The organism is Pedobacter sp. SL55 (assembly GCF_026625705.1).
Lineage (GTDB): Bacteria > Bacteroidota > Bacteroidia > Sphingobacteriales > Sphingobacteriaceae > Pedobacter.
On sequence record NZ_CP113059.1, the window covers coordinates 941,656 to 968,166 of the forward strand.

A 26,511-nucleotide genomic window follows, 5' to 3' on the forward strand; every position below is an offset into this window, starting at 1 on the left:
AAAATTTAAAATATTATGGCAACAACTAAATGGGCTTTAGACCCAACCCACAGCGAATTACAGTTTAAAGTAAAACACTTAATGATAACTACTGTAACCGGAAATATCAAATCTTTCCAAGCAGAGTTATCTTCAGAAGGCGATGATTTTACCAATGCGGATATTTCTTTTTCTGGCGACATCAATTCTATTGATACAGGTAACGGCGATAGGGACGGGCATTTGAAAAGCGGAGATTTCTTCGATGCAGAAAAATTTCCGGCAATTACTTTTAAATCTACCAGTGTAGAAAAAGATGGCAGCGATTACCTAGTAAAAGGCGATCTCACTATTAAAGACGTAACCAAACCCGTAAAATTAAATGCAGAGTTTGGTGGTATAGCTACCGACCCATGGGGCAACACCAAAGCTGGTTTTACTTTAAGCGGCAAAATTAACCGTACAGAATTTGGCCTAACTTGGAACGCTGCATTAGAAACTGGCGGCGTAATGGTAAGCGAAGAGGTAAAAATCTTAGGCGAGCTACAATTCGTTAAACAAGCATAGTCAGTTTTTAGTTGGCAGTTAACCGTTTTCGCTAACAAATCGTATAAATTATGCCTACAACAATAAAACAAGTTGCTGCTATCCTAAACCCTCCTGCTCCTCACATGGTAGGGGATGGGTTTAGGGTGCACAATTTCTTTCCAAGCGGATACAAAATTAAAATGGATCCGTTTTACTTACTCGATTACAATGCAAAAATTGAGTTTTCGCCAACCAATAAACTCAGAGGGGTTGGCGTACATCCACATCGTGGCTTTGAGACGGTAACCATTGCTTATCATGGAGCAGTAGCCCATCATGATAGCGCTGGCAATAGTGGTATAATTTATCCAGGCGATGTACAATGGATGACTGCCGGAAGTGGTATCTTACACAAAGAATATCATGAAGAAGCCTACAGCAAAAAAGGTGGCGCATTTCAAATGGTGCAATTATGGGTAAACTTACCTGCTAAATTTAAAATGATACTCCCAAGTATCAGGCATTAGCTAACGCTAGCATTGCCAAATACGAATTGCCTAACGCCGGCGGAACGATAGAAGTAATTGCAGGAGAATACCAAGGCACTAAAGGCAGCGCAACCACCTTTACGCCAATTGAAATGTATAATGTGAGATTAAACGCTAACGCAAAAGCTTCTTTAAGCAGTCCAGCAAATTACAACACAGCATTAGTGGTAATAGAAGGTTCAATAACCGTAAATGGAACTGAGCAGGCAGTTACCAATCAAATGGTACATTTTGCGCATGAGGGTACAACTATTGAAATTGAAGCGAACGAAAACTCAGTAGTACTCTTTTTATCTGGAGAACCCATTAATGAGCCTATTGCCCAGTACGGACCATTCTTGATGAACAAGCCCGAAGAATTGCAACAAGCAATAGAAGATTACAATACCGGAAAATTTGGGTATTTAGAGTAGTTAAGTTACGAGTTGAAAATTATGAGTTACAGGTCTGCGGATTTAAAAAGTCTCGCAACACGTAACTCATAACCTTTAACCAATTTTTTCTATCAAACAAACAGCATAAGCTACTACGCCCTCTTCTCTTCCAATAAATCCCATCGTTTCGTTTGTAGTTGCTTTAATAGAAATATCGTCTACAGAAATACCCATGGCTGTAGCAATATTTTCTTGCATTTGCGGAATATGAGGATTGATTTTGGGTGCTTCTAAACAAAGCATTGCATCAATATTTCCTATTTCGTAATTTTTCTCTTTAAGCAATTTTACGGTTTCCTTTAATAAAACAAGGCTGCTAATCCCTTTCCATTGTGGATCGGTATTTTTGAAATGGAATCCAATATCTCTCAAATTTGCAGCACCCAATAAGGCGTCGCAAATGGCATGCAACAATACATCGGCATCAGAATGTCCGAATGCGCCTTTATGGTGTTCTAAAGTTACACCTCCAACCACAAAAGGGTGGTTATCTTTTAGCTGATGAACATCAAAGCCAAAGCCTACTTTTATACGCATAAATCTCTTCTTATTTACTCACGTTATCGATAGTCCACGCCAAGGTAAATCTCAATGTATTTGCCAAAGGACTATTTTGAGCATTAGCTATCAGATAAGAAAAGTCAAGATTAAATACATTGTATTTCAATCCACCACCTAATGTTAAATATCTTCTATCTCCTTTTTGAGGATTTTCATAGAAGTAACCAGCCCTTACGGCAAACTGTTGGTTGTAAGTATATTCTATACCTGTAGAAATTCCAATCTCTTTCAGTTCTTCTTTAAAACCTCCTGGAGCATCGGCAAAAGAGCCTAAAATACCCGAAGGCACCGACCGAAAAGGATCTTTACCCGCCACGATTTCGCCATTGATATCTCTAATCGGGTTTGTTGGCACCATAAGTTTATTAAAATCAAGTGCAAAGGTAAACTGATTATAATCATCTATGATAAACGTAGATGCACCTCCTAATTTCATATTTGCTGGCAAAAACCTTTTATTTTGTGTTTCTGCATAACTCATTTTTGTGCCAATGTTAGACAAATTTAAACCTGCTGATAAAATCGCATCCTTTCCAAAAAGAACAGTTGGTTTCTTGAAAAAAGCAGAAACGTCAACAGCAACCGCAATACCAGCTTTTTGTTGGCTACCGCTTCCCAAACCAGGAGTTAAGTTGGAGCGTATAAAACGTGCCGAAGTTCCCAAAGAGAAATTTTCTCCGAATTTACGTGAGTAGGTCGCATCAAAAGCCAACTCATTTGGGTTAAAGGTACCTTCCGTAATTCCACCCTCATTTGTATATGCTATATCTCCCAAAGAAAAATATCTTAACGAAGCCCCAATTACTGTTCTGTTATCTAGTTGGTAAAAACCACTTAAATAAGCCAAATTAATATCGGGCACTAAATTTTTAAGCCAAGGGCTATAAGACAAACTTACGCCATAAGGTTTTTCTAAAAACGCCAACTTAGCAGGGTTAATGCTCATCGCATTGCCATCAGGCATTACTGCTACACCCGCTTCGCCCATGGCACCTGCCCTAGCATCTGGAGTAATTAACAAGAAAGGAACATCAGGGTATACACCGTTGGTTTGAGAAGTGCTACTTCCTGTAGTAGTTTGAGCAAGAGCAGTTTTTCCCGCAAATAAGAACAAAAGCAACAAAGCTCTTCTCAAATAGTTTAATTTCATCATAAAACAGTTAATCTGCGCAATTTAGTATAGAGTTTGTTAATATCAAAGCGAGTGGTAAGCTAATTTTATATCTTTCTGCTTAACGACAATAAAGGTGCAATATTGCCCTCCAACAATCAATAGTTAATTTGTTGCATCATAAAAGGGATAATTCTACAGTCAATTTTATTAAAAACTTTAAATATCACAACCATTTATAACCAAAAGACTTAAAATTTTCGCAACATAGGGAAAATATTCCCCGTTTGTTTTTTCCAAAAAGATATCAACAATATAATCAGAAGTCTTTCGTTTAGTAGCTTAAAAAGAGAAAGTTCCATATTAATGTTACTTAATTTTAAAATTAAATTTTGGCAGTAAAAGCTACCAAATAAAAAAGTTTTTTACTTCTCATTCTTTTTTTGTGTATTTTTAACAACTAAAGTGCAATTTGCAATATATGAATAAAATTTACTTATACGCGGTAGTATCATTATTTGGTGTTGGGGCATTAAGTTCTTGTGGTCCTAAGGGCGGAGCTGTATCTGAAAAAACTGGCTATGCCTACAATAAACGAGAAAATGGCGGCTTTGAAGTAAAAAAAGGCTATAAAAGAGGACCTGGACCTGGCTTAATTGAAATAGAAGGCGGTGAGTTTATTATGGGCGGTAGTGCCGTTGAAATACCAGGCCAAGACATGAGCGCTTACAATTATAAAAGACAAGTTACGGTAAGCTCTTTTTATATGGATGAGACAGAGGTTTCTAATACAGATTGGCTAGAATACTTGCACTGGATTAGAACTACCTTTAGAGGAAAACCAGAACTTGCAGAGTATTACTACACAGCCTTACCAGATACCCTGGTTTGGAGAAGACCGCTTTCTTATAACGAACCTTATGTTAACAACTACTTAAGACACCCAGCTTATGGAGATTATCCAGTAGTAGGTGTAAGCTGGCAACAAGCTACTGATTACTGTGTTTGGCGTACAGATAGGGTAAACGAATTTATTTTAAGGCAAAAAGGGATCATGACCCCATTTAAAGACCTTAATAAACCTACAGCTAAAGGTGGTGCTCCGGTTAAAAAATCAGATACCGTATTTAACACCGATGTTTATTTAAACGGACAAATTAAAGACCTTGGTAAAAGAGCACCACAAGATCTAAGTGCCGAAGCTGGCGGGACGGGTAAAAATAAAGTACAACGAAATGTAAGGCTTGAGGACGGGGAAATCCTTCAACCTTACCGCTTACCAACAGAAGCTGAGTGGGAATATGCCGCTTTGGGCCTAATTGGAAATACACAGTATGCCAATATTAATGAGAAAAAAGTTTATCCTTGGAATGGTTTAGGCATTACTTCTCCAAAAAAATCTACCAGAGGGATGATTTTGGCCAACTTTAAACGTGGCAAAGGAGATTACATGGGCGTAGGTGGCTCGCTAAATGATAAGGGAAGTATCACGCAATCTGTTCGTAGCTTTACACCTAATGATTTTGGTTTGTATAACATGGCAGGCAATGTAAACGAGTGGGTAAATGATGTTTATCGCCCTAACACGTTCGAAGCTACCGAAGGTTTAAACCCATTTAGAGGTAACGAATACGCCGACAAGGTTAGAGACCCAAAAAGCAGTGTAATTAAAGTTGATGGCAAAGGCCGCCCAGTGATGAAATCTGCAGGTACCGGAGTTAAACAAACTTGGGCACAGTTACAATCTAACTATACAGATTCTACTTACAAAGCAGATCAACGTGGTTATAAAGATGAGCAAAAGAATCTGCCAGATGGCGAAGTAATTACGCTTTACAACGATAAATCACGTGTATACAAAGGCGGTTCTTGGAACGATCAAGCCATGTGGCTAAATCCAGCTTCTAGAAGATTTTTACAAGAAGACGAATCTACTGCTGATATCGGTTTCCGTTCGGCAATGACAATGCTTGGTGCATCAGAAGTGAGATCTGCAGGAAAACCTCAGTTTAAAACTAAAGCTAGTAAACCATTTAAGGTAAAATAAGATTAGCTAGCTAATGATAAAAAGAGAGGGCTTTACAATTTGTAAAGCCCTCTCTTTTTATCAAAATTTTAATATTTAACCAAACTGTATCAAAATAGTATTTTTCTCTATCTTGTCTCCTTGCATTACTCCTACTTTCTTAATCACAGCATCCGTAGGAGATTTAATAATGTTTTCCATCTTCATCGCTTCTAGCACCAATAAGTTATCTCCTTTTTTAACTTCATCGCCTTCCTTTACCAAAATATTTAAGACCAAACCAGGCATAGGCGCTTTAATTTGAGATACTTTATTGGCGTTTAAATTATCTAATCCCAATTGTTTTAGTAACAAATCTAATTGTGTAGTTACTTTAACTTCGTATTCATTGCCGTTAACCTTAATTTTGGCCATCTTTTCGTGCCTATCAAAATCTACTACCTCTACGTTATAAGATTTGTTTTCGTGTAGGATATGACTAGACCGGCCGGTCAACGCCAATAGATCTAAATCTACATTTTGGCTATTTACCTGCAAAATATCGTTTGCTATAGCTACATCAAACTGATGTTGGTTGTTTACGGTTACTTTGTTCATCGCTTAATTGCTTAGTGCGTATTGTATTAAGTTGGCACCCATTTTAAGTGCACTAGTCCTACTTTCTTGTGTATCCGAAGGGTAAGTTCCATAATCTTCCCAACCGTTGCCTAAATCGCACTCATAAGAGTAATAACAAACCACACGTCCTTTATAAATAAGTGCAAAACCCTGCGGGCGCTTATTATCGTGCTCGTGTATTTTGGGCAATCCGTTAGTAAACTTAAATTTTTGATGATAAATTTTATGGTTAGCAGGCAACTCCACGAAATCCAACTCTGGAAAAACCTTTTTCATTTGAGGGCGAATGAACTTATCTAAGCCATAATTATCATCAATATGTAGAAAACCTCCTCCAATTAAATATTTTCTAAGATTAGCCACCTCTTGTGCGTTAAAAGTCACGTTTCCGTGGCCAGTCATGTATATGAAAGGGTAATTGTAAAGTTCGGCGCTTCCTACTTCAACAATACCCTCTTCGGCGGCAAAATTGGTAGCGATGTTTTTATTGCAAAAAGCCACAAGATTTGGCAATGCAGTTCTGTTTGCGTACCAATCGCCACCACCAGCGTATTTGAGTTTGCCGATTTTGTAAGTTGGAGGAAAAACTGTAAAAGCTGTTAAAAGTATAAAAGATAAAAGAGCAAGGATAAAAGAACAAGGACGAGATGTTAGAAAAAAAGCAAAAGCATAGTTCTTTTTTGAAAGGGTTGCCTTAATCTTTGTTCTTTGTTCTTTGTTCATTGATCCTGTTTAAAAAATTAACTTCAAAGCAAGCCGCCAAACCAGCAGTTTCTGTACGTAGGCGGGTGTTGCCTAAAGTTACTGGTTTAAATTCGCTTTGCAAAGCCAGTTCAATTTCTTTTGGGGTAAAATCGCCCTCAGGGCCAATAAGAACAAGGTATTTTTGATGAGGTTTGATTGTTTCCGATATGGCTTTTCTATCCTCTTCGTTAATACAATGTGCAATTAACTTATCATCAGCTTCGCTTTGCTTAATGAAATCTTTAAGGCCAATAGTTGCGTTAATTTTAGGATGATAAGCCGTTAGCGATTGCTTTACTGCCGAAGTAATGATTTTTTCTAAACGATCTTCTTTCACAATCTTACGTTCGGAGCGGTCGCAAATAATGGGTGTAATTTCATCAACACCAATTTCGGTAGCTTTTTCTAAAAACCACTCTAGCCTATCGATATTTTTTGTTGGCGCAATGGCGATGTGTAGGTAATGATTACGTTTGCCAAATTCGCTTTGCTTATGGATAACATTTAAGTGTACCGCTCTTTTTGTCGTTTCAGCAATTTCTGCGGTATACAAACCACCCACCCCATCAATTAAATTAACCCTATCTCCTTGCTTTAGGCGCAACACTTTGGTACAGTGGCTACTTTCCTCTTCGCTTAGCGTATAAGTATTAGCGTTAATATCTGGAGTGTAGAATAAATGCATCCTTGATGTTAAAAGTCAAAAATAAAAATTAAAAAGACCTAGCCAAAGCCACTAAAACAATTAACCAGTTAAACGATTTGACAATTAACCTAGCTATTAATGCAAATCTACCATATCGCTTTTGTTAATTACAATCTCAAGCTTTACAGTTTCGATGTTTTGTTCTGTCTTTTTAAGGATAGTAAACAAATAGCCGTAGCATTCTTCACTATCTCCTACTTCTGGAATTTTACCGAAAGCATGAGAAACCAAGCCCCCAACGGTATCAAAGTCTTCATCCTCTGGCAAATCATGTGGCAAATACTCATTTACATCGTATACGGTAGCGTAGGCATTTACAACAAATTCAGTATCTGTAATTTTTTCTACGATAGGTTTTTCTTCATCGTATTCATCCTGTATTTCGCCAACAATTTCTTCTACAATATCTTCTAGCGTAACCATACCCGCGGTTCCTCCAAATTCATCGAGAACAATAGCGATTTGAATACGCTTCAATTGCAGTTCACTCAATAAATCATTGATTTTTTTTGTTTCTGGAACGAAATATGGCTTCCTAATGATATCTGATAATGTCCAATCCTTTTTACTAGCTAGTAAAGGTAAAACATCTTTTGCGTGTATAATTCCAACAATCTTATCAATTATTTCATCGTAGACAGGCATACGAGAGTATCCTTCAGAGATAATTTTTTCTACCACATCATCTTTAGAAGTATTTAATTCGATCCCCGAAATTTTGGTACGCGGTACCATGATATTCTTAACTACGCGTTCGTTAAAATCGAATACATTCTTAATCAACTCGTGTTCGTTATCTTCTAAAGCGCCGCTTTCTTTACCCTGGTCTAACAAGTATTGTAACTCCTCATTACTGTGTAACGATTCATGACCTGCGCTTGTATCAATACCAAATGGCTTCAAGATAACCATGGCTAAACCATTTAGCAACCAAATTGCAGGCCTAAACAAGATATAGAAACCTTGTAATGGGAAAGACACGAACAATGTAGTTGCCACTGGACGTTGAATAGCCAATGACTTAGGCGCCAGCTCACCAAACACAATGTGCATAATGGTAATGATAGAAAATGCCAATATGGTAGAAATGGTGGTAATTAATGCTTCTGCAATGCCAAAATTAGCCAACGAATCATGAATAATTTCGTGCATTACTTTTTCTCCTACCACACCTAATCCAAGCGAGGCCAGCGTAATACCCAATTGTGTAGCTGCCAAATATCCATCTAAGTGGTGTAGGATATTTTTTGCCATTTTACCTACTCTGCTGCCAGATTTAGCTTTAATTTCAATTTGCGACGCCCGAACCTTGACAATTGCAAATTCGGCCGCCACAAAAAATCCGTTTAAAAACACTAAAAATAATGCAAATATGAGGCGCCACCCTATAGATCCACTTTCGGTTTCGGGCGTAGTTACTACTGCTAAAACCGGACTTGGAAGATATGCATTAACAAATGCAATTATTGGTGTACAGACGGGGTAAATCATTAAGGGATTATCTAAATGTTGTATTATAGAGCTCGATGCTCTCATTGATCACTTTGTGCGCATATCTAACGCCCAAAAGGTGTTCAATAGTTACTTGTTTGTTCTCTAATGCTTTATAATCTTGAAAGAATTTTACAATTTCTTTCATGGTATGCGGAGGTAGCTCTGTTAAATCATTGATGTAATTAACAGACGGGTCATTTTTTGCCACTGCAATAATTTTATCATCTTGCTCACCATTATCAATCATGTGCATTACACCAACAACTTTAGCTTCTATAATAGTCATTGGGTAAACATCTACAGAACATAAAACTAAAATATCCAATGGATCTTTATCATCGCAATAAGTTTGCGGAATAAAGCCATAATTTGCTGGATACATTACTGAGGAGAATAATACTCTATCTAACTTGATTAAGTTAGAATCTTTATCTATTTCGTATTTTGCTTTTGATCCTTTTGGGATTTCGATAATTGCATTTACTGTTTCTGGCAAATTATCGCCAGGAGATACGCCGTGCCACGGATGGGTTTCGTCTTTGATCATCTTTTTCTTTAAATCTCTTTGTCTTCTAAATTATTCGTGTTCTTTATTCTATTTTTTACAAAGGTAATCACCAAAGGGATTGTTGTGATTAAAATAAATCCAAATATGATGTAACCTAAGTATTCTTCAATTTGTTTTGAAAAACTTTTACCTAAAAAATAACCCAGCAAAGTTAAGGAACAAATCCATAAAAGTGCACCCGAAACATTATAGAGTACAAATTTCTTGAAATCCATTCTGATGATACCCGCTACGATAGGTGCAAATGTTCTTACAATAGGTACAAACCTGCCCATAATTAAGGCAAAAGCACCTTGTTTTCGGTAATATTCTTCTGCTGTTTTAAGGAATTTTTTCTTGAAGAAGAAAGTGTCTTTTCTGGTATGTAAAACTGGCCCTGTTTTTCTACCGAACCAATATCCTGTAAAGTTTCCTGAAATAGCTGCAACAATTAATGAGAAAACTAATACGTAAATATTCACATCTAGCTTGCCAGTTGCGACAAACATTCCCGCTAAGAATAAGAGATAATCTCCTGGCAAGAAGAAGCCGAAGAAAAGCCCTGTCTCAGCAAAAATAACGAAAACAACCAAATAGAAACCACCTTCCCTAAGGAGTTTTTCAGGATCAATGAGATGCTGCAGATGGTTCCAAAATTGCTCCATAGTTACAATTATTCGTAAAACTACAAATAATATTCTATATGGTTATCTTAACTAGAGTGATTTTTAGCTTTTAAGATTTTTAGAAATCGGCTATCCTATTCCAAGGTAAAATTTGTGTTTCGTATTGCCTCCTATAATTCTCTCCACCATATACAATATACTTAGATAAATGATAACCCGATTGTATTTTCTCAAAGAACGTTAAACTTTTAAAAAAATCATCTTTAATGGTTTTACCTGCTTTAATTTCCATAAGTTTTATATGCCCTCCTAAATCAGCTAACAGATCTATCTCATTTCCAGTATTATCTCGCCAAAAATATGCAGGCGCATTATCCCCTTTATTTCCTCGATTTTTAATGTATTCTGTAATTACATAGTTCTCAAATAATGCGCCTTTCGAAAAATGGACATTAAGCTCCTCAGCTTCACGAATCCCAAGTAAATAGCAAGCCAGTCCTGTATCGTAAAAATATAGCTTCGGTGTTTTTACAACACGTTTATTAAAATTCACATGCCATGGATGCAAGCGAAATAGAACAAAACTAGCTTCAAGTATAGAGAGCCAACTTTGTATTGTCTTATGATCTACACCGATCTCATTACCTACATCAGAAGCGTTAAATAGCTGACCAATTCTACCCGCACATACCTTTAAAAAGGTACTGAATAAATTAAGATTTTTTATTTGTAGAATACTCCTTACATCACGTTCTATATAGGTTTGGATGTAAGATGGAAAATAGTCAAGAGGAGCTATCTGCCTATCGTAAATAGCGGGATAACCTCCCTTATATATACTTTGGGATAAATTCTGTTGGTAAGAAACATTAAGTTCAGTTTGTGAAAAAGGAAGTAAGTGGAAAATATACGTCCGCCCAGCAAGGGATTGGCTTATCTTCTCTAAAAGCAGAAAATTTTGCGAACCCGACAGTATGTATTGTCCAGCTTTCTTATTTTCATCTACAACGCCTTGTATATAAGAAAATAATACTGGAACATTTTGCGCCTCATCTATAATTACTTTATCATTGTATTCTTCTAAGAATCCACGCGGATCATTTTCAGCATATAAACGTGTATCAAGATTTTCGAGTGTTACATAGCGATAATCTGCAAAGACTTGCTTACACAGAGTTGTCTTACCCGATTGTCTTGGTCCCGTTATAGTAATTACAGGAAATTTCTTAGCTATTTCTTTGAGCTTTTCAGTTATCTCCCTTTTTAACATACATCAAATATAATCAAATTTTTTACAATTTGGGAATTAAATTCCCAAATTGTAAAAACTACTTTTTAAGGCAATTTTAAATACAAAAGCGGAGATATCCTGTTGAATATCTCCGCTTGCAATGCAATAATATGAACTATATCAGGTTCAAAATAAGTGCCGGATAAATACCTAAAACTAAGATCACTATCGTAGAAATAACCAGTACCACTTTGTATTGAACAGGTGTATCCAACTCTACTTCTTTTCCTTCTTTGAAATAAACAGCGATGATTACTCTGAAATAATAGTAGAAACCAACCAAAGCATTTAAAATAGCGATTACTACCAGAATAATTTGATAGTTCTCCATTACGTTTAAGAACATCACATATTTACCAATGAAACCTGCCGTTAAAGGAATACCCGCCAACGAAAGCATCGCGATAGTTAAGGCTAATGCGGCCAAAGGGTTACGTTTAGCCAAACCATTAAAGCTTTCAATATCGTCGCTACCTGTTTTCTGTTTTACGTTAATTAATACCGCAAAAGCCACAATACTCGCAAAAGTATAGGCAGCAGCATAAACTAATACGTTACTTGCTGAATTAGCCGTTAAAACGATTAAAGAAAACAATAAGTAACCTGCATGAGAAATACTCGAATAAGCCAGCATTCTCTTAAAATTCTTTTGGAACAAGGCCGTAATATTTCCTAAGCACAATGTGATGATTACGATGATCATTAATGCCGGCATCCAGAAATCGTGCAAAGGCTCAAAAGCACCTGCGAACAATCTTAAGAAAGCTGCAAAACCTGCAGTTTTAACTACCGTAGACATGAAAGCCGTAATCAAGGAAGGCGCACCTTCGTACACGTCTGGTGTCCAGAAGTGGAAAGGAGCAGCACCCACTTTAAAGCACAAACCTACCATCATTAAAATAATGCCTGGGTAAAACAACGGCGATACATGAGTTACGTTGTTTACCAAGTTGGTTTGGATCACATCGATATCAAAAGAACCTGTAGCACCATAAACCAACGCGATACCGAACAATAAGAAACCTGTTGAAAAAGCTCCCATTAAGAAATACTTCAAAGAAGCTTCGTTAGAGGCAAAATTGAGCTTTCTAATACCTGCTAAGATGTACAAACACACTGACATGATTTCTAAACCCACAAATAACATCGACAAGTTTTTATAAGAAACCATGATGATGATACCGCATAAGGCAAAAAGTATCAAAGTGAAATATTCGGCAATGTTTTGGCTATTTTCAGCAAAATAACGTTGTGTTAATAGGAAAATGAATAAGGTTCCAATAATTGAAAGCCCGCCGAAAGCTAATGCAAAATTGTCTATCTGCATCATTCCGAAGTATACCGTTGGCTGATCCCAAGAACAAATGGTAAAACCTAAAGCAACCAAAAGACCAAGCAAGGTAATAGGCAATAAAGCTTTTTTGGCTTTAAATAAACCTGTATAAAGAACTACTAAAGCCGTTACGGCAATGGTTATAATAATATTCATGCTTAGTTAATCCCTGTTAATTTATGATTAATCTGTTGTAATAAGTGTTGTACTGAGGCGTCTGAAATTTGCATTAACGGCTTTGGATAAACGCCAATTACAATGATCAAAGCACAGATGGTGTACAATACTACTTTTTCCGTTCCGTTGATATCTTTAAAGCTAGCGGTAAGTGCATTCGTTTCGCCCAACATAATCTTTTGATAACTTCTGAACATATAAACCGCTCCGAAGATAATGGTTAAACCTGCTACCGCACCTAACCAAGCATTATAGTTGTAAACACTCATCAATAATAAAAACTCGCCAATAAAACCGTTAGTTCCTGGTAAAGCTACAGTACCTAAAAGGATAATCAAGAAAGTGATTGCCAATTGAGGTGCTACTTTTGCTAAACCGCCCAATTCATCAACTTTGTTAGTTTCTAGGCGTGATTTGATGATATCCAATACGAAAAACAAACCAATTACATTGATACCGTGACTTAACATCTGGATCATGCTACCTTGCAAGCCTTGCTGGCTTAAAGTAAAAATACCTGCTGCAATTAAACCTACGTGACTGATGGAAGAATAAGCTACCAAACGTTTGGCATCTTTTTGCATGAAAGCAATAATAGCTGCATAAACCACACCAACGATAACCAAAACCATTACTAAGCCAGTCCAATCTTGAACGCCTTGAGGTACAATTGGCAATAACCATCTGATTATACCATAAATACCCATCTTTAACATGATACCCGATAACAACATGGTTCCTGGAGTTGGCGCTGTAGTATAAGTATCTGGTTGCCAAGTGTGGAATGGAAAAATTGGCATCTTAATGGCAAACGCAATAAAGAAAGCCCAAAAAATCCAGCCTTGCTGCGTGGCATCTAATTCTAATTTATAAAATTCAGCTAGTTCAAAATTGTTAGCTGGGTTTTGTAGATACAAATAAATGATACCCAAAAGCATGAATAAAGAACCTGCAATGGTGTAAACGAAGAACTTCATGTTTACCTTGATGCGGTCTTTACCTCCCCAAGTAGCACAGATGAAGTAAATTGGAATTAAAGCAGCTTCCCATCCAATGTAGAACAAGAAAGCGTCTAAAGCTGTAAACACCAATAACAAACCAGTTTGCATGAACAAAACTAAAGCATAAAAAGCATTGGCGTTTTTATATTCATGTTTAAAGCTAGCTAAAATGATTAGTGGTGTTAAAACATTCGTTAATAAAACCGTAATCATGCTAATTCCATCAATACCAACATGGAATTTAATGCCCAGTTGTTCAATCCAAGGGAAATTAACTACAAACTGTGTGCTTGCATCTGGTGTAAAGCTGCATAGCAATCCAACTGTTACTCCCAATGATAAAATTGAGAAGAGTAATGCAGCTACCTTAGCGGTGTTTTGCTTGGCAAATAAAGCGGTGGCAATGGCGCCAACTAAGGGTAGAAATATGAGTATTAAAAGTTCCATTTATAATATTTGAACTAATTTAAGCGATAAACCAATAAGTGTAAGCCAACAATGCCACAATACCAACAACCATCATGATGATGTAATAACCCACATTACCCGATTGCAATAATCTTAAGCTCTTGCTACCCTCATTGGTAGTCCAGCCTAAACCGTTTACCAAACCATCAATTACTTTGTTATCGATAATTTTATAGAAGAAATTAGAAAATGCATCTAAAGGCTTTCTAATGATGGTATCGTAAATTTCATCTAAATAGAATTTGTTGTACGATAATTTTTCGAAAGCAGTACGAGTTGCTTCATCAGCAACAGGAACATCTGCCTTTTTAACGTATTTGCTGTAAGCTAAAAGTATAGCGACAATAGCAGCCAATACAGAAACACCCATCAAAGTAAATTCTGTAGTATGATCTAGCTCTAAATGATTCTGGGTAACCTTAGCTCCGATTAACCAATGTGCTAACCATTCGTTTCCACCAAATACATGAGGAATATTTAACAAACCACCAACAGCGGCCAAAATTGCCAATACTACCAATGGAATAGTCATTGATTTTGGCGACTCGTGGATATGCTCTTCTGTATGATGAGAACCTCTGAACTTTCCGTAAAAAGTTAAGAACATCATACGGAACATATAGAATGCAGTTAAAAATGCTGTCAATACACCTATACCCCAAAGTATCGGACTAAATTGGTAAGTATGTGCTAAAATCTCATCCTTAGAGAAGAAACCTGAGAATGGAGGTAAACCAGCGATTGCAATGGTACCCACCATCATGGTAGCGAAAGTAGTTTTCAATTTAGCTTTTAATCCACCCATGTGGCGCATATCTTGCTCATGGTGTAAAGAGTGTATTACCGCACCAGCACCTAAGAACAACAACGCTTTAAAGAAAGCATGAGTTAATACATGGAAGAATGAACCTGTATAAGCGCCAACGCCTAAGCCTAAAAACATATATCCCAATTGAGATACCGTTGAATAAGCCAATACTTTTTTAATGTCTGTTTGAGTTAAGGCAATTAACGCCGCAACTAATGCTGTGGCCGCCCCTACAATAGCAATGATATTTTGCGCAATTGGAGCTAAATCGAACACTACGCTCGAGCGTGCAATCATGTAAATACCGGCGGTTACCATGGTTGCCGCGTGGATTAAAGCCGAAACTGGAGTTGGTCCAGCCATTGCATCTGGCAACCAAGTAAACAAAGGCAACTGTGCAGATTTACCGCAAGCACCAATAAACAACAATATTGCAATGATGGTAATGGTATCGTTTCCTGGCAACATATTAGCAGCCTGTGGGAACACTTTTGCAAACTCTAAACTTCCGAAAACTTGGAACATTAAGAACACACCTAAAAGGAAGCCTAAATCACCAATACGGTTCATCACAAATGCTTTTTTAGCCGCACTTGCATAACTGCTGTTGGTAAACCAGAAACCGATTAATAGGTATGAACATAAACCTACGCCTTCCCATCCAATAAACATTACAATGTAGTTAGAGCCTAAAACCAAAATCAACATGAAGAAGATAAATAGGTTTAAGTAGGCGAAGAACTTTCCAAAGCCCGCATCCTCGTGCATATAAGCTGTAGAGTAGATGTGGATCAAGAAGCCAATTCCTGTGATGATCAAGAGCATAATTGCACTCAAAGGATCATATAGAAACGACAAAGGAATTTTCAAATCTCCAACACTAATCCAATCGAAGAAGTTAACAGTGAATTGCTTTTCTACACTTGAACTAAGCTCAAAGAAAAAACAAACGCTAAGGATAAATGAAGCTAAAACCACTCCGCTGCCAATAAAACCAACAGCACCTTTGCTCAGCGAGTTTCTGCCCAAGCCGTTTATCACGAAGCCTAAAAGCGGAAGAACTGGAATTAACCAAAGTAAACTTGTAATCATTTTATTTTATTAGAATTACCACTTAAGGCGATTTAATACATTAATATCTATTGATTGTGTGTTGCGGTAAACCATCACGATGATACTTAAACCAATGGCTACTTCTGCAGCGGCCAAAGCCATAATGAAGAATACGAACACTTGCCCTGATGGATCATTATGATGTACCGAGAACGCTGCTAAAAGCAAGTTTACTGCGTTTAACATTAACTCTACCGACATGAAAATGATGATCGCATTTCTACGAACCAACACGCCAATAACACCAATAGTGAAAATGATGGCACAGAACCAAATGTAGTGGTTCAATGGTACGCCCTGCATATTTGCGAATAAACTATCCATTAGTTTTTTCCTCCTTTTTGGTTAAAAGTGCATTGCACCAACCATTGCACTTAACAATAGCAATGACGATAATTCGAACGGTAACATAAACGGACCGAATAATTCTTTACCTAAGTTTTCTACCAATCCTAAGCTTGGATTTTTCAACACCAAAGGATCAGCAATTGCTACCGATTTTAAAGAACCAATTAAAGTTACCGCTAAACATCCGCCAGCAATTACACCAATTATCCTTAGCACCATTGATTTGTTGGGCTCGTTTTGTTTATTGAGGTTAAGCAACATCAATACGAAAAGGAAAAGCACCATAATGGCTCCCATGTAAACAATGAAGTTAACTACCGCCAAAAATTGTGCATTCAATAAGATGTAATGAACTGTAAACGTAAAGAACGTTAGAATTAAGTATAGCACGCTATGGATTGGATTTTTCGCAAAAACCACCATCAGCGCAAAGAATACGCTTAATGTTGCTACAAAATAGAATACTGATGTACCCATTAATTTTTATTTAGTTGTTATTTGTTGGCCACAGATGCACAGATTATCAATCATAATATCTGTGCATCTGTGGCTAAATTATTTTTCTAATGGAGCTTCTACCAATTTATCTTTACCGTAAATGAAATCTTTACGTAAATAATCTGCTGGTACAATTGGTCCATCTAAGTAGATGGCCTCTTTAGGGCAAGCCTCTTCACATAAACCGCAGAAAATGCAACGCAACATGTTGATTTCGTAAACCGATGCATATTTCTCTTCGCGATACAAGTGCTTCTCGTCGTTCTTGCGCTCAGCAGCAATCATGGTAATTGCCTCTGCTGGACAAGACAATGCACACAAACCACAAGCTGTACAACGCTCTCTACCTTGTTCGTCTCTTTTCAGCGAGTGCATTCCCCTCCAATTGATAGAAAATTCACGCTCCTGCTCCGGATATTTAATGGTAGCTGGCTTTTTGAAAAAGTGACCAATAGTCGTTTTCATGCCACTAGCAATAGCCGGAAGATAAATCCTCTCCGCCAAGTTAAGTGGTTTCGAAACCAATACTTTTTTCTTATTGCTTAATGATTCCATCTCTCTGTTAAAATTTTAAAATAGCAATAACAATACCTGTGATAATGATATTCGCGATAGCTAAAGGAATTAAACCTTTCCATCCTAAATTCATCAACTGATCGTAACGGAAACGAGGGATGGTCCAACGTACCCACATGAAGAAGAAAATGAATGCAAATATTTTTAGGAAGAAGATTAACGTACCAAATAAAGGAGCCCAAGTTGGACCCAACAATTCAGCCATGTAATCCATTCCTGGATAGTTGTAACCTCCAAAGTACAATGCTGCCATTATGGTAGAGGACACAAACATGTTGATATACTCAGCAAACAGGTAAAAACCTAATTTCATTGATGAATACTCAATGGTATAACCACCGTTTAACTCGGCCTCACACTCAGGTAAATCAAATGGAGCACGGTTGGTTTCGGCAAAAGCACATACCATAAAAATGATAAAGCCTAAAGGCTGATAAAGTACATTCCAGTGCCAGCCGTGTTGTTGTGCTACAATTTCTCTTAAACTAAGTGAGTTGGTAACTAACAGCAAAGCGATGATAGACAAGCCCATCGCAATTTCATAGCTGATATTTTGAGAAGCCGCACGAATAGAACTTAACAACGAATATTTATTGTTAGATGCCCAACCACCAATCATCACGCCATATACGCCTAAGGCAATAACACCAAAAATGTATAGTAAACCAACGTTGATATCGGTTACTTGCAATTTCACTAGTCTATCCCCAACCATCATATCTTGTCCCCAAGGAATAACTGCTGTACCAATACAAGCACATAGCATAGCTAAACCTGGGCCAATCATAAACAGCCATTTATTGGCATTCGCTGGAATAATTTCTTCTTTCATGAACATCTTTACACCATCGGCCAAGGGTTGTAAAATCCCAAAGGGACCAGCTCTATCTGGACCTAGCCTATCTTGTAAAAAAGCGGCAACCTTACGCTCAGCATAAGTAGAATACATTGCAATTAATAAACTAATTGCAAATATTGCTGTAACCAATATAAATTTCTCTATGACGAAATCGATTTCCATTAGATTTTAAAGGTTTTTTCTAGTTCGCGTTGATTTGCTTCTTGTAAAGCTAAGTTTTCTTTAATTACTGGAAGCGGTTTGAATGTCTCGTAATGGTTTGACGCAATCACCGAAGTTTCAGAAATGTGTGTTGGGTGCTCCAACGTCCAATCAGCAGTTTTTTTCTTATCGAAACGACATTCGTTACAGATAAACTCTTCTACTTCCCCAAATTGATCTTTTCTAGCCGTAACACGTAAAACGTCTTCTCCTTTGTACCACAACGTTACTTTACCATTGCATTTTTCGTGTGAGCAGTTTCTGTGTGCATCAATTGGCTTTGTAAACCAAACACGATTTTTAAAGCGGAAAGTTTTATCGGTTAAAGCACCAACTGGGCAAACGTCAATTACGTTTCCTGAAAAATCGTTATCAACAGCAGTTTGAATATAAGTTGAGATTTCTGAGTGATCTCCACGATTTAAAATACCGTGAACACGTTTATTCGTGATTTGATCTGCAGTAAACACACAACGATAGCATAAAATGCAACGGTTCATGTGCAACTGAATCTTATCGCCAATATCTATTCTGTCAAACGTTCTACGCTCGAACTCATATCTTGTTTTTTGTAAACCGTGCTCGTAGCCCAAGTTTTGTAAATCGCACTCGCCAGCTTGATCGCAAACAGGGCAATCCAATGGGTGGTTAATTAGTAAAATCTCTACCACACCTGCACGAGCTTCCAAAACTTCTGGCGATGTAATGTTTAGCACTTCCATCCCATCCATCACTGTGGTACGGCAAGAAGCTACCAACTTCGGCATTGGCCTAGGATCTTTTTCAGAACCTTTGCTTACCTTCACAATGCAGGTACGACATTTACCTCCACTACCCTTCAATTTAGAATAATAGCACATGGCAGGAGGTACAATATCTCCTCCAATTTGGCGGGCAGCATTTAAAATGGTGGTACCATTTTCTACCTCTACCGTTATTCCGTCTATGGTTACTTTAACTAAATCACTCATTCTTCAAGTCAAAAGTGAAAATTAAAAATTAAAAACAATCACTGGCTTTTAACCTATTCTTTATTTATATTGATTATTATCGAGGCGATTATTTTTGATATTTCATCAACCTCTTTTAATAATTCTTTTACTATCTCTTTGTCAACTCTAACTACGTCTGTATCTCTAATTAAACAGAGCCAATATTTAGTTTCGTTTGCAGATTTCAGTGCTATTGTATAAAAGTTTCTAAAATCTTTCCTCGAACTTCCCGCCTTAGCCTCCACTACATTAGCGCCAATTGAAGTTGCACTTCTTAATAATTGATCAACAATTGAAAAGTATAGTCTTTCGATTTTGGTTTTAGATATTAAGTTGATAATAGCTTTCGAAAAATGATAAGCTCTTATTTTAATATCGTATGCCTTTTCTTCAGACATTTTTTACTTTTTAATTTTGATTTTTAACTTCCTCTACAGGAGCCTTCTCTATCGGATTAGCATAATTCGCTAAACCATAATTAGTGCTTTGGCTTTTCATCGGCTCTTTTACATGCCACTCAAACTCATCTCTGAAATGTCTGATAGCACTTGCTACTGGCCAAGCTGCTGCATCGCCTAGCGGACAAATCGTATTTCCTTCGATTTTACGTTGTACATCCCACAAAAGATCAATGTCTTCCATAGTTCCATGTCCATGCTCAATTTTATGAAGGATTTTCTCCATCCATCCTGTACCCTCACGGCAAGGCGAACATTGTCCGCAACTTTCGTGATGATAGAAACGAGAAAAATTCCAAGTATTGCGAACGATACACTGGTCTTCATCAAAAGCGATGAAACCACCTGAACCTAACATGGTACCTGTTGCAAAACCACCTTCAGATAACGACTCGTAACTCATTAAACGGGGATCGCCGTTAGCGTATTTTAAGGTTAAGTTAGCCGGCAAAATTGGCACCGATGAACCTCCAGCTACGGTTGCTTTTAGTCTTTTACCATTGGCAATACCACCACAGTACTCATCAGAATAAATGAATTCTTCTACTGGTAAGCCTAATTCTATTTCATAAACTCCTGGTTTTACCAAGTTACCAGAAGCTGATATCAATTTCGTTCCTGTACTTCTTCCAATACCAATTTTAGCATATTCATCGCCACCATCATTGATAATTGGAACTACAGCCGCAATAGATTCTACGTTATTCACTACAGTTGGGCAACCATATAATCCTGCAATTGCCGGAAATGGTGGCTTAATACGAGGATTTCCTCTTTTTCCTTCTAGTGATTCTAACAATGCAGTTTCTTCGCCACAGATATAAGCACCACCACCTGGCTGAACGTAAAGCTCTAAATCATATCCAGTGCCCAAGATATTTTTACCTAACCAACCTGCAGCTTTTGCCTCTTCAATTGCTCTTTCTAAAATCCTGATTTGAGGCATCATTTCGCCTCTTACATAGATGTAAGAAGTATTTGCCCCCAAAGCAAAACTAGAAACAATCATTCCCTCAATTAAAGCATGAGGAATGTGTGTCATTAAATATCTATCCTTGAAAGTACCCGGTTCAGATTGTCACCGTTGCAAACTAAGTAACGAGGCACACCTTCTGGCTTAGCCAAAAAGCTCCATTTCATCCCGGTAGGGAAACCTGCACCACCACGACCTCTCAATCCAGATTTCTTTACTTCTTCAACAACATCTTCTGGAGTTAAGGTTTTCAATGCCTTTTCCACCGCACGGTAACCGCCTTTTTCACGATAAACCGCTAGCGTATTGATGCCAGGTACATTGATATGTTCTAATAATAGTTTACGTCCCATTGTGTTAGATATGAGATATGAGATGTGAGATAGGAGACTAAGCGTCCAACCTCAATTCTCAAATCTATTGTCGCAAATCTTTATTTTTTAAATCGTCAATTAATTGATCTACCGATTGCTCGGTTAAATTTTCGTAGAAAGTATATTCTGGGCCAATCTGTAAAACTGGACCAAAACCACAAGCCGCCAAGCACTCTACACCTCTCCAGCTAAACAAGCCATCTTCAGTCACTTCTCCTTCCTTAACGCCAAGTTTCTTTTCGATATGATCCATGATTTTTTCGGCACCCACTAAACAACAAGGTCCAGTACGGCAAACCTCCAAAACATATTTTCCTTTGGGTTGTAAAAAGTACATGGTATAGAAACTCGCTACTTCATATACTTCGATAGGCTGAATATTTAAATACTCCGCAACTTTATCCATTGCTGGCACACTCGTCCAACCAAACTCTGCTTGTACTAAATGTAATAAAGGCAGCAAAGCCGATTTCTGCTTTCCTTCCGGATAGCGTTTCACAATCTCATCAAACTTAGCTAGCAAAGCTGATGAAAATTCTACAGGTTGTGTTTCTTCTACTTTAAGCATCTAATTCTCCTGCAATAATGTTCAAGCTACTCATGTTAATGATGGCATCAGATAATAACATACCCTCACTCATTTTCGCGTACATTTGGTAGTTAATAAAACTCGGTCTTCTAAAGTGCAAACGATACGGACTTCTGCCTCCATCGTTAATTAAATAGAAACCAAGCTCACCATTACCACCTTCAACAGCGTGGTAAACTTCTGCTTTTGGCGCATCAATTTCGCCCATCACAATTTTAAAGTGATAGATCAATGCTTCCATATTGTTATAAACTTCTTCCTTTCCAGGCAAATAAAAATCAGGAACGTCAGCATGAAAAATTCCCTTCGGTTCTGATTTCAATTTTTCCATGGCTTGTTCGATAATGCGCACACTTTGCCACATTTCTTCGTTACGCACCAAATACCTATCGAAAACATCACCACTTGTGCCTACCGGGATTTCAAAATCAAAATCCTGATAAGATGAATACGGCTCACTTACACGAACATCGTAATCGATACCTGTAGCACGCAATAATGGCCCAGTCCAGCTATAGCTCAAAGCATTCTCTGCAGTTACCTCAGCCACACCTTTGGTACGGTCAATAAAAATTCTATTACGGTTTAGTAAGCTTTCAAACTCTTTTAACGCAACAGGAAAATCTTTCAAAAACTTATTGATTTTCGCAAATGCAACTTCGTTAAAGTCTCTTTCTAAACCACCAATACGACCAATGTTAGTCGTTAAACGAGCACCACAGATTTCCTCAAAAATCTCATAAATATGCTCTCTGTATTGGAAAAGGTAAAGGAAAGTTGTAGTTGCACCCGTATCTTGAGCAATAATGGTATTACAGATGATGTGATCGGCAATACGTGAAAGCTCCATAATGATCACCCTTAAATAATCTACCCTTTTCGGGATTTGAATATTTAAAAGCTTCTCTACCGTCATGTGCCAGCCCATGTTATTGATAGGCGACGAACAGTAGTTTAAACGATCTGTTAATGGTGTAATTTGATAGAATGGACGATGCTCTGCAATTTTCTCGAAAGCCCTGTGGATATATCCAATGGTTGATACACCACTTACAATTCGCTCGCCATCCATTTGCAAAACATTTTGGAACACACCGTGTGTTGCTGGGTGCGTAGGCCCTAAGTTTAGGGTTACCAATCCATCTTGCGGATCATTATCTGTATATACTGGTTGATTGTGAGTCATAATTATCTACCAAAGTATTCATCTTTTTTATCTACCCTATTAGGATCTTCTAAAGGATATTGTTTAAGCATTGGGTAACGTTTAGCTCATCCATGTTTAATATTCTTCTCAAGTCTGGATGTCCTTCGAATTTCACGCCGAAGAAATCATAAGTTTCTCGCTCCATCCAATTTGCCCCGTTCCATAAAACGGTAGCCGTAGCCACTCTTGGATCATTTTCTTGCAAGAAAACCTTCAATCTAACCCTGATACCGCTTACCATGCTATGTAAATGATAAACCACAGCAATTTTTTCTTTCTCAGGATAGTGTACTGCCGTAATATCTGTTAAAAAGTTGAAGTTGATCTTTCCATTTTCCTTTAGAAAAGAAAGCACTTCAATCACTTTATCTTTCGTAGTAGAGAAAGTTAACAAGCCATAAGGCTCTGAAACATCAAAAAGCTGCTCGCCGAATTTTTCGCCCAGCAGATCAACTAACTCTGTATTTGTTGCTTTAGCCATTATAGTATTCCGTAACCTGCTAACAGTTCTTTATATTCAGGAGAATGTCTTCTTCTACCCGATTCATTTTTAACCAAATCTTGGATGCGCTGAAAACCATCTAAAATAGCTTCCGGTCTTGGTGGGCAGCCGGGCACATACACATCCACAGGGATAATTTCATCAATGCCTTGTAATACCGAGTACGTATCAAAAATACCACCACTAGATGCGCAAGCACCTACAGCCATTACCCAACGCGGCTCGGCCATTTGGAGATAAACTTGTTTCAACACTGGCCCCATTTTTTTTGCAATAGTGCCCATTACCATTAAAACATCTGCTTGGCGAGGCGAGAAACTCAAACGCTCTGAACCGAAACGTCCAAAATCATAATGTGAGCCCATGGTTGCCATAAATTCGATACCACAACAAGAGGTTGCGAAGGGTAAAGGCCACAACGAATGCGAACGAGCCAATCCAATTGCCTTGTCTAAAGAAGTAGCGAAAAAGCCATTTCCTTCTATGCCTGGAGGCGCTTCTACTATTTTGATTTCACTCATGTCTATAAACAAAAATGCTTGTCCAAATATAACTAGGACAAGCAGCAAATCTACGATATTTAGCCTTATTTAGGTCAACCTATCATCATTTAGAAACAATCTAAATAATTGCTTTGATCGTTTCTAATGCCAATCTAATGCTTTCTTTTTAAGGATATAGATGAAGCCAAGTAACAATGTTCCCATAAAGATAAACATCTCAATAATACCGTTCCAACCTAACTCTCTAAAGTTAACCGCCCAAGGGTACATAAAGATAACCTCAACATCAAAAAGCACGAACAATATGGCTACCAAAAAATATTTGATTGAAAACGGTTGGCGGGCATTACCTATTACTTCTACACCCGATTCAAAAGAAGTCAGTTTATCTTTAGTTTTTCTTTTAGGCCCCAGTAAGTGAGTAGCAAATAAGGTTACCACTACGAAACCTAAAGCTACAATTACCTGAAATATAATAGGAATAAAATCTTGAGCTGTACTTTGTGCTTGCATAACAATACTAATAGTTGTGGGCAAAATTAAAATAAAAAGGCAGGATTACAAACCCTGCCTTTTCTTTAATTATATCTAATTACTTTTTAGTTGGTGCTTTTTTCGTTGCACCTCCTCCAGCTAAGAACTTTAAGTTATCTGTTGCTAAAGCATTTGTTGGATCAATAGCTAAAGTTTTGTTGAAATACTCTTTAGCTTTTTCTTTATCTGTGCTAGCAAATACAGCCCCAAGATAATTATAAGCCTCACTTAATGTTGCTTTATTAGCAGCTACTTTTTCAGGTTTTGCAGTTACCAATTCTATAAATTTCTCATAGTAAGGTACCGCTAGTTTCTGCGTGCTTTCTGCATCATCTAAATTTTTGTTGATACGTGCCCTAAATAAGTAAGCAGTTTCGTAATCCGGTGCTAATTTTGTTAACTTAGAGAAAGCCGTATCTGCTTTAACCAAAGCATCTTTAGTTGGGTTTTTATTATCTCTTACAGCAAAAACATAATCAAAATAGTGAGAAGCTCCTAAATAGTAGTAGTTCATAGCTATGTTAGGATCTTTAGAATTTGCCTGAGTTACTTTATCATACACTTGCGCCGCTTTTGCAAAGTTTTTAGCGGCATAGCACTTCGCACCGATAGCTGCCAATTCCTCAACTTTAGTAGAATCTAATTCTACCGCTTTTGAAATATTGATGAAAGCTAAGCTATCTTGACCTAAATTTTGTTGTGCTTTACCCAAGTACAAATAATCTGAACCGATGATACGAGAAGCATCTTGCGTTCTAGCAAATAGTTCGTTCATGTATTTCACACCTTGCTCATAGTTCTTATTTTCTACAGCAGAGTAACCTCTCATCCTAGTTACTACAAAGTTTTTAGGATTTTTAGGATCTGGCGAATTTAAGGTTGCAACTTCTTGTCCTAATGTAGCAAAATCACCAGCATACACTAAAAACTGAGCATAACGTAAACGAGAATCGAAAGACTTATCTGTTAAATCTAAATACCTTCTCATGTTAGCTAAAGCATCAGCTTTCTTTGCAGCACCATTTTTAGGATCTGCAAAAGACCATTGCATCTGAATTTCTGCCAACTCTCTATAGGCAGGGCCATAGTTAGGGTCTGTTTCGATTACTTTTTTCACTTCTGCTTCTGCTTCTGGAAACGCAAAAGCGTCTTTATACATTTTTCCTATTTGCACGTGTGCTCTAGATAAATTTGGTGTAATATCTAATGCTCTTAGGTACATTGGATATGCTTCCGTATTTTTCCTTTGTTTAGCATAGTAATCTGCCAATGCTAAGAAAGTTTCCGGATCTTTATCTTTCGAATCTAAGTCATCAGCTTGTTGCAAGTTTGGCAATGCTAATGCGTAATCTGGATTTTCTTGATCAATGTAAGCTCTACCAATTGCTAGGTATGTGGTGTAATCCTTCTTCTTAAGATCAATAGCTTTATCGAAATTAGTTTTGGCATTAGTTGCATTTTTTTGTGCTAAATCAGCCTGTCCTAAGCCAACATAATTTAATGCATTTTTTGGATCGGCTGTTGTACCATTTGTAAATGCTACCCTAGCCGAGTCAATATCATCAGTTAATAAATAAACTTTACCTAAATTAAAGTAATTTTCGCCTTCTTTAGGTTGGTTTGCCACTAAAGTTTTAAGCATAGATGTGGCTTTTTGATACTGTTCAGCATCGATAGCTTTCTTAGCATCGGCTAAACTTTGAGCAAATGAGGCAGTGCTACCCATCAATAATAAGCCCGTGGCCAAGGCTATGTTCTTCTTAATCATTTTCATTGTCTCTATT

General features: G+C 37.4%; 26 protein-coding genes and 3 pseudogenes. 4 read left to right on the plus strand and 25 right to left on the minus strand.

Translation table 11 applies throughout. The features are described 5' to 3' along the window. Positions 1-15 precede the first annotated feature (15 nt). The 3 genes from OVA16_RS04210 to OVA16_RS04220 are packed head-to-tail and all read left to right on the plus strand — an operon-like array spanning position 16 to position 1,468. Complete coding sequence (locus OVA16_RS04210; RefSeq protein ID WP_267763683.1) at positions 16-546, plus strand: YceI family protein; 531 nt, start codon at positions 16-18, stop codon at positions 544-546. A 50-nt stretch (positions 547-596) separates the two neighbouring features. Continuing rightward, positions 597-1,034, plus strand: coding sequence for a pirin family protein (locus OVA16_RS04215; RefSeq protein ID WP_267763685.1), 438 nt, complete (start codon positions 597-599; stop codon positions 1,032-1,034). Between the two features lie 26 nt (positions 1,035-1,060). Continuing rightward, complete coding sequence (locus tag OVA16_RS04220) at positions 1,061-1,468, plus strand: pirin family protein (RefSeq protein WP_267763686.1); 408 nt, start codon at positions 1,061-1,063, stop codon at positions 1,466-1,468. A 75-nt stretch (positions 1,469-1,543) separates the two neighbouring features. Here OVA16_RS04220 and ispF read toward each other — a convergent pair whose 3' ends face one another. Together ispF and porV are read right to left on the minus strand one after the other, a co-directional pair. Further along, on the minus strand, positions 1,544-2,026 hold the full coding sequence (gene ispF / locus OVA16_RS04225; protein WP_267763688.1) for a 2-C-methyl-D-erythritol 2,4-cyclodiphosphate synthase: 483 nt from the start codon (positions 2,024-2,026) through the stop codon (positions 1,544-1,546). A gap of 10 nt (positions 2,027-2,036) precedes the next feature. Beyond that, on the minus strand, positions 2,037-3,203 hold the full coding sequence (porV, locus tag OVA16_RS04230; RefSeq protein WP_267763690.1) for a type IX secretion system outer membrane channel protein PorV: 1,167 nt from the start codon (positions 3,201-3,203) through the stop codon (positions 2,037-2,039). 439 nt (positions 3,204-3,642) lie between these two features. Here porV and OVA16_RS04235 point away from each other — a divergent pair, with 439 nt between their 5' ends. Continuing rightward, positions 3,643-5,208, plus strand: coding sequence for an SUMF1/EgtB/PvdO family nonheme iron enzyme (locus OVA16_RS04235; protein ID WP_267763692.1), 1,566 nt, complete (start codon positions 3,643-3,645; stop codon positions 5,206-5,208). A gap of 75 nt (positions 5,209-5,283) precedes the next feature. On the opposite strand, the gene OVA16_RS04240 is transcribed toward OVA16_RS04235, so the two are convergent. From OVA16_RS04240 to OVA16_RS04350, 23 genes and pseudogenes are all read right to left on the minus strand, one after another. Beyond that, complete coding sequence (locus tag OVA16_RS04240; protein ID WP_267763693.1) at positions 5,284-5,784, minus strand: acetyl-CoA carboxylase biotin carboxyl carrier protein subunit; 501 nt, start codon at positions 5,782-5,784, stop codon at positions 5,284-5,286. A 3-nt stretch (positions 5,785-5,787) separates the two neighbouring features. Next, on the minus strand, positions 5,788-6,528 hold the full coding sequence (locus OVA16_RS04245) for a DUF4159 domain-containing protein (protein ID WP_267763695.1): 741 nt from the start codon (positions 6,526-6,528) through the stop codon (positions 5,788-5,790). Then, complete coding sequence (locus tag OVA16_RS04250; protein ID WP_267763696.1) at positions 6,500-7,234, minus strand: 16S rRNA (uracil(1498)-N(3))-methyltransferase; 735 nt, start codon at positions 7,232-7,234, stop codon at positions 6,500-6,502. The genes OVA16_RS04245 and OVA16_RS04250 overlap by 29 nt, the downstream gene beginning before the upstream one ends. Positions 7,235-7,330: 96 nt before the next feature. Next, positions 7,331-8,746: a hemolysin family protein gene (locus OVA16_RS04255; protein ID WP_267763697.1), complete on the minus strand. Its 1,416-nt coding sequence runs from the start codon at positions 8,744-8,746 to the stop codon at positions 7,331-7,333. Positions 8,747-8,753: 7 nt separating this feature from the next. Next, on the minus strand, positions 8,754-9,296 hold the full coding sequence (locus tag OVA16_RS04260; RefSeq protein WP_267763698.1) for an inorganic diphosphatase: 543 nt from the start codon (positions 9,294-9,296) through the stop codon (positions 8,754-8,756). Between the two features lie 8 nt (positions 9,297-9,304). Beyond that, entirely contained in the window at positions 9,305-9,961 is a 657-nt protein-coding gene (locus OVA16_RS04265) for a DedA family protein (RefSeq protein WP_267763699.1), read from the minus strand. Between the two features lie 79 nt (positions 9,962-10,040). Next, positions 10,041-11,192 carry an ATP-binding protein gene (locus tag OVA16_RS04270; protein ID WP_267763701.1) on the minus strand — a complete coding sequence of 384 codons (1,152 nt, stop codon included), beginning with the start codon at positions 11,190-11,192 and terminating at the stop codon, positions 10,041-10,043. 136 nt (positions 11,193-11,328) lie between these two features. Further along, positions 11,329-12,702, minus strand: a complete 1,374-nt coding sequence (locus OVA16_RS04275; RefSeq protein WP_267763703.1) for an NADH-quinone oxidoreductase subunit N — start codon at positions 12,700-12,702, stop codon at positions 11,329-11,331. Between the two features lie 2 nt (positions 12,703-12,704). After that, positions 12,705-14,171, minus strand: coding sequence for a complex I subunit 4 family protein (locus OVA16_RS04280; RefSeq protein ID WP_267763704.1), 1,467 nt, complete (start codon positions 14,169-14,171; stop codon positions 12,705-12,707). 19 nt (positions 14,172-14,190) lie between these two features. After that, positions 14,191-16,092: an NADH-quinone oxidoreductase subunit L gene (gene nuoL, locus OVA16_RS04285; RefSeq protein ID WP_420712335.1), complete on the minus strand. Its 1,902-nt coding sequence runs from the start codon at positions 16,090-16,092 to the stop codon at positions 14,191-14,193. A 15-nt stretch (positions 16,093-16,107) separates the two neighbouring features. Then, positions 16,108-16,437, minus strand: a complete 330-nt coding sequence (gene nuoK, locus OVA16_RS04290) for an NADH-quinone oxidoreductase subunit NuoK (RefSeq protein ID WP_267763705.1) — start codon at positions 16,435-16,437, stop codon at positions 16,108-16,110. Next, a pseudogene (locus tag OVA16_RS04295) lies at positions 16,430-16,938 on the minus strand (NADH-quinone oxidoreductase subunit J). The gene nuoK and the pseudogene OVA16_RS04295 overlap by 8 nt, the downstream one beginning before the upstream one ends. A gap of 78 nt (positions 16,939-17,016) precedes the next feature. Next, the gene (locus OVA16_RS04300; RefSeq protein ID WP_267763708.1) at positions 17,017-17,514 is read right to left on the minus strand and encodes a NuoI/complex I 23 kDa subunit family protein; all 498 of its coding nucleotides are present in this window, start codon (positions 17,512-17,514) and stop codon (positions 17,017-17,019) included. Between the two features lie 7 nt (positions 17,515-17,521). Next, positions 17,522-18,556: an NADH-quinone oxidoreductase subunit NuoH gene (gene nuoH, locus OVA16_RS04305; RefSeq protein WP_267763709.1), complete on the minus strand. Its 1,035-nt coding sequence runs from the start codon at positions 18,554-18,556 to the stop codon at positions 17,522-17,524. Then, a complete protein-coding gene (locus tag OVA16_RS04310) occupies positions 18,556-19,566 on the minus strand; it encodes a 2Fe-2S iron-sulfur cluster-binding protein (protein ID WP_267763711.1) in 1,011 nt (336 codons plus the stop codon). Before OVA16_RS04310 ends, nuoH begins: the two co-directional genes overlap by 1 nt. A gap of 53 nt (positions 19,567-19,619) precedes the next feature. After that, positions 19,620-19,985 carry a four helix bundle protein gene (locus tag OVA16_RS04315; protein WP_267763713.1) on the minus strand — a complete coding sequence of 122 codons (366 nt, stop codon included), beginning with the start codon at positions 19,983-19,985 and terminating at the stop codon, positions 19,620-19,622. Positions 19,986-19,995: 10 nt separating this feature from the next. After that, positions 19,996-21,371, minus strand: a pseudogene (gene nuoF, locus OVA16_RS04320) (NADH-quinone oxidoreductase subunit NuoF). 64 nt (positions 21,372-21,435) lie between these two features. Next, positions 21,436-21,960, minus strand: a complete 525-nt coding sequence (gene nuoE / locus OVA16_RS04325) for a complex I 24 kDa subunit family protein (RefSeq protein ID WP_267763715.1) — start codon at positions 21,958-21,960, stop codon at positions 21,436-21,438. Further along, entirely contained in the window at positions 21,953-23,167 is a 1,215-nt protein-coding gene (locus OVA16_RS04330; protein WP_267763716.1) for an NADH-quinone oxidoreductase subunit D, read from the minus strand. The genes nuoE and OVA16_RS04330 overlap by 8 nt, the downstream gene beginning before the upstream one ends. A gap of 2 nt (positions 23,168-23,169) precedes the next feature. Then, positions 23,170-23,669 (minus strand): annotated as a pseudogene (locus tag OVA16_RS04335) (NADH-quinone oxidoreductase subunit C). Next, a complete protein-coding gene (locus tag OVA16_RS04340) occupies positions 23,669-24,211 on the minus strand; it encodes an NADH-quinone oxidoreductase subunit B (protein ID WP_267763718.1) in 543 nt (180 codons plus the stop codon). The pseudogene OVA16_RS04335 and the gene OVA16_RS04340 overlap by 1 nt, the downstream one beginning before the upstream one ends. 123 nt (positions 24,212-24,334) lie before the next feature. Further along, positions 24,335-24,706, minus strand: coding sequence for an NADH-quinone oxidoreductase subunit A (locus OVA16_RS04345; RefSeq protein WP_267763720.1), 372 nt, complete (start codon positions 24,704-24,706; stop codon positions 24,335-24,337). Between the two features lie 79 nt (positions 24,707-24,785). Further along, entirely contained in the window at positions 24,786-26,501 is a 1,716-nt protein-coding gene (locus OVA16_RS04350; RefSeq protein WP_267763721.1) for a tetratricopeptide repeat protein, read from the minus strand. Positions 26,502-26,511: the final 10 nt, after the last annotated feature.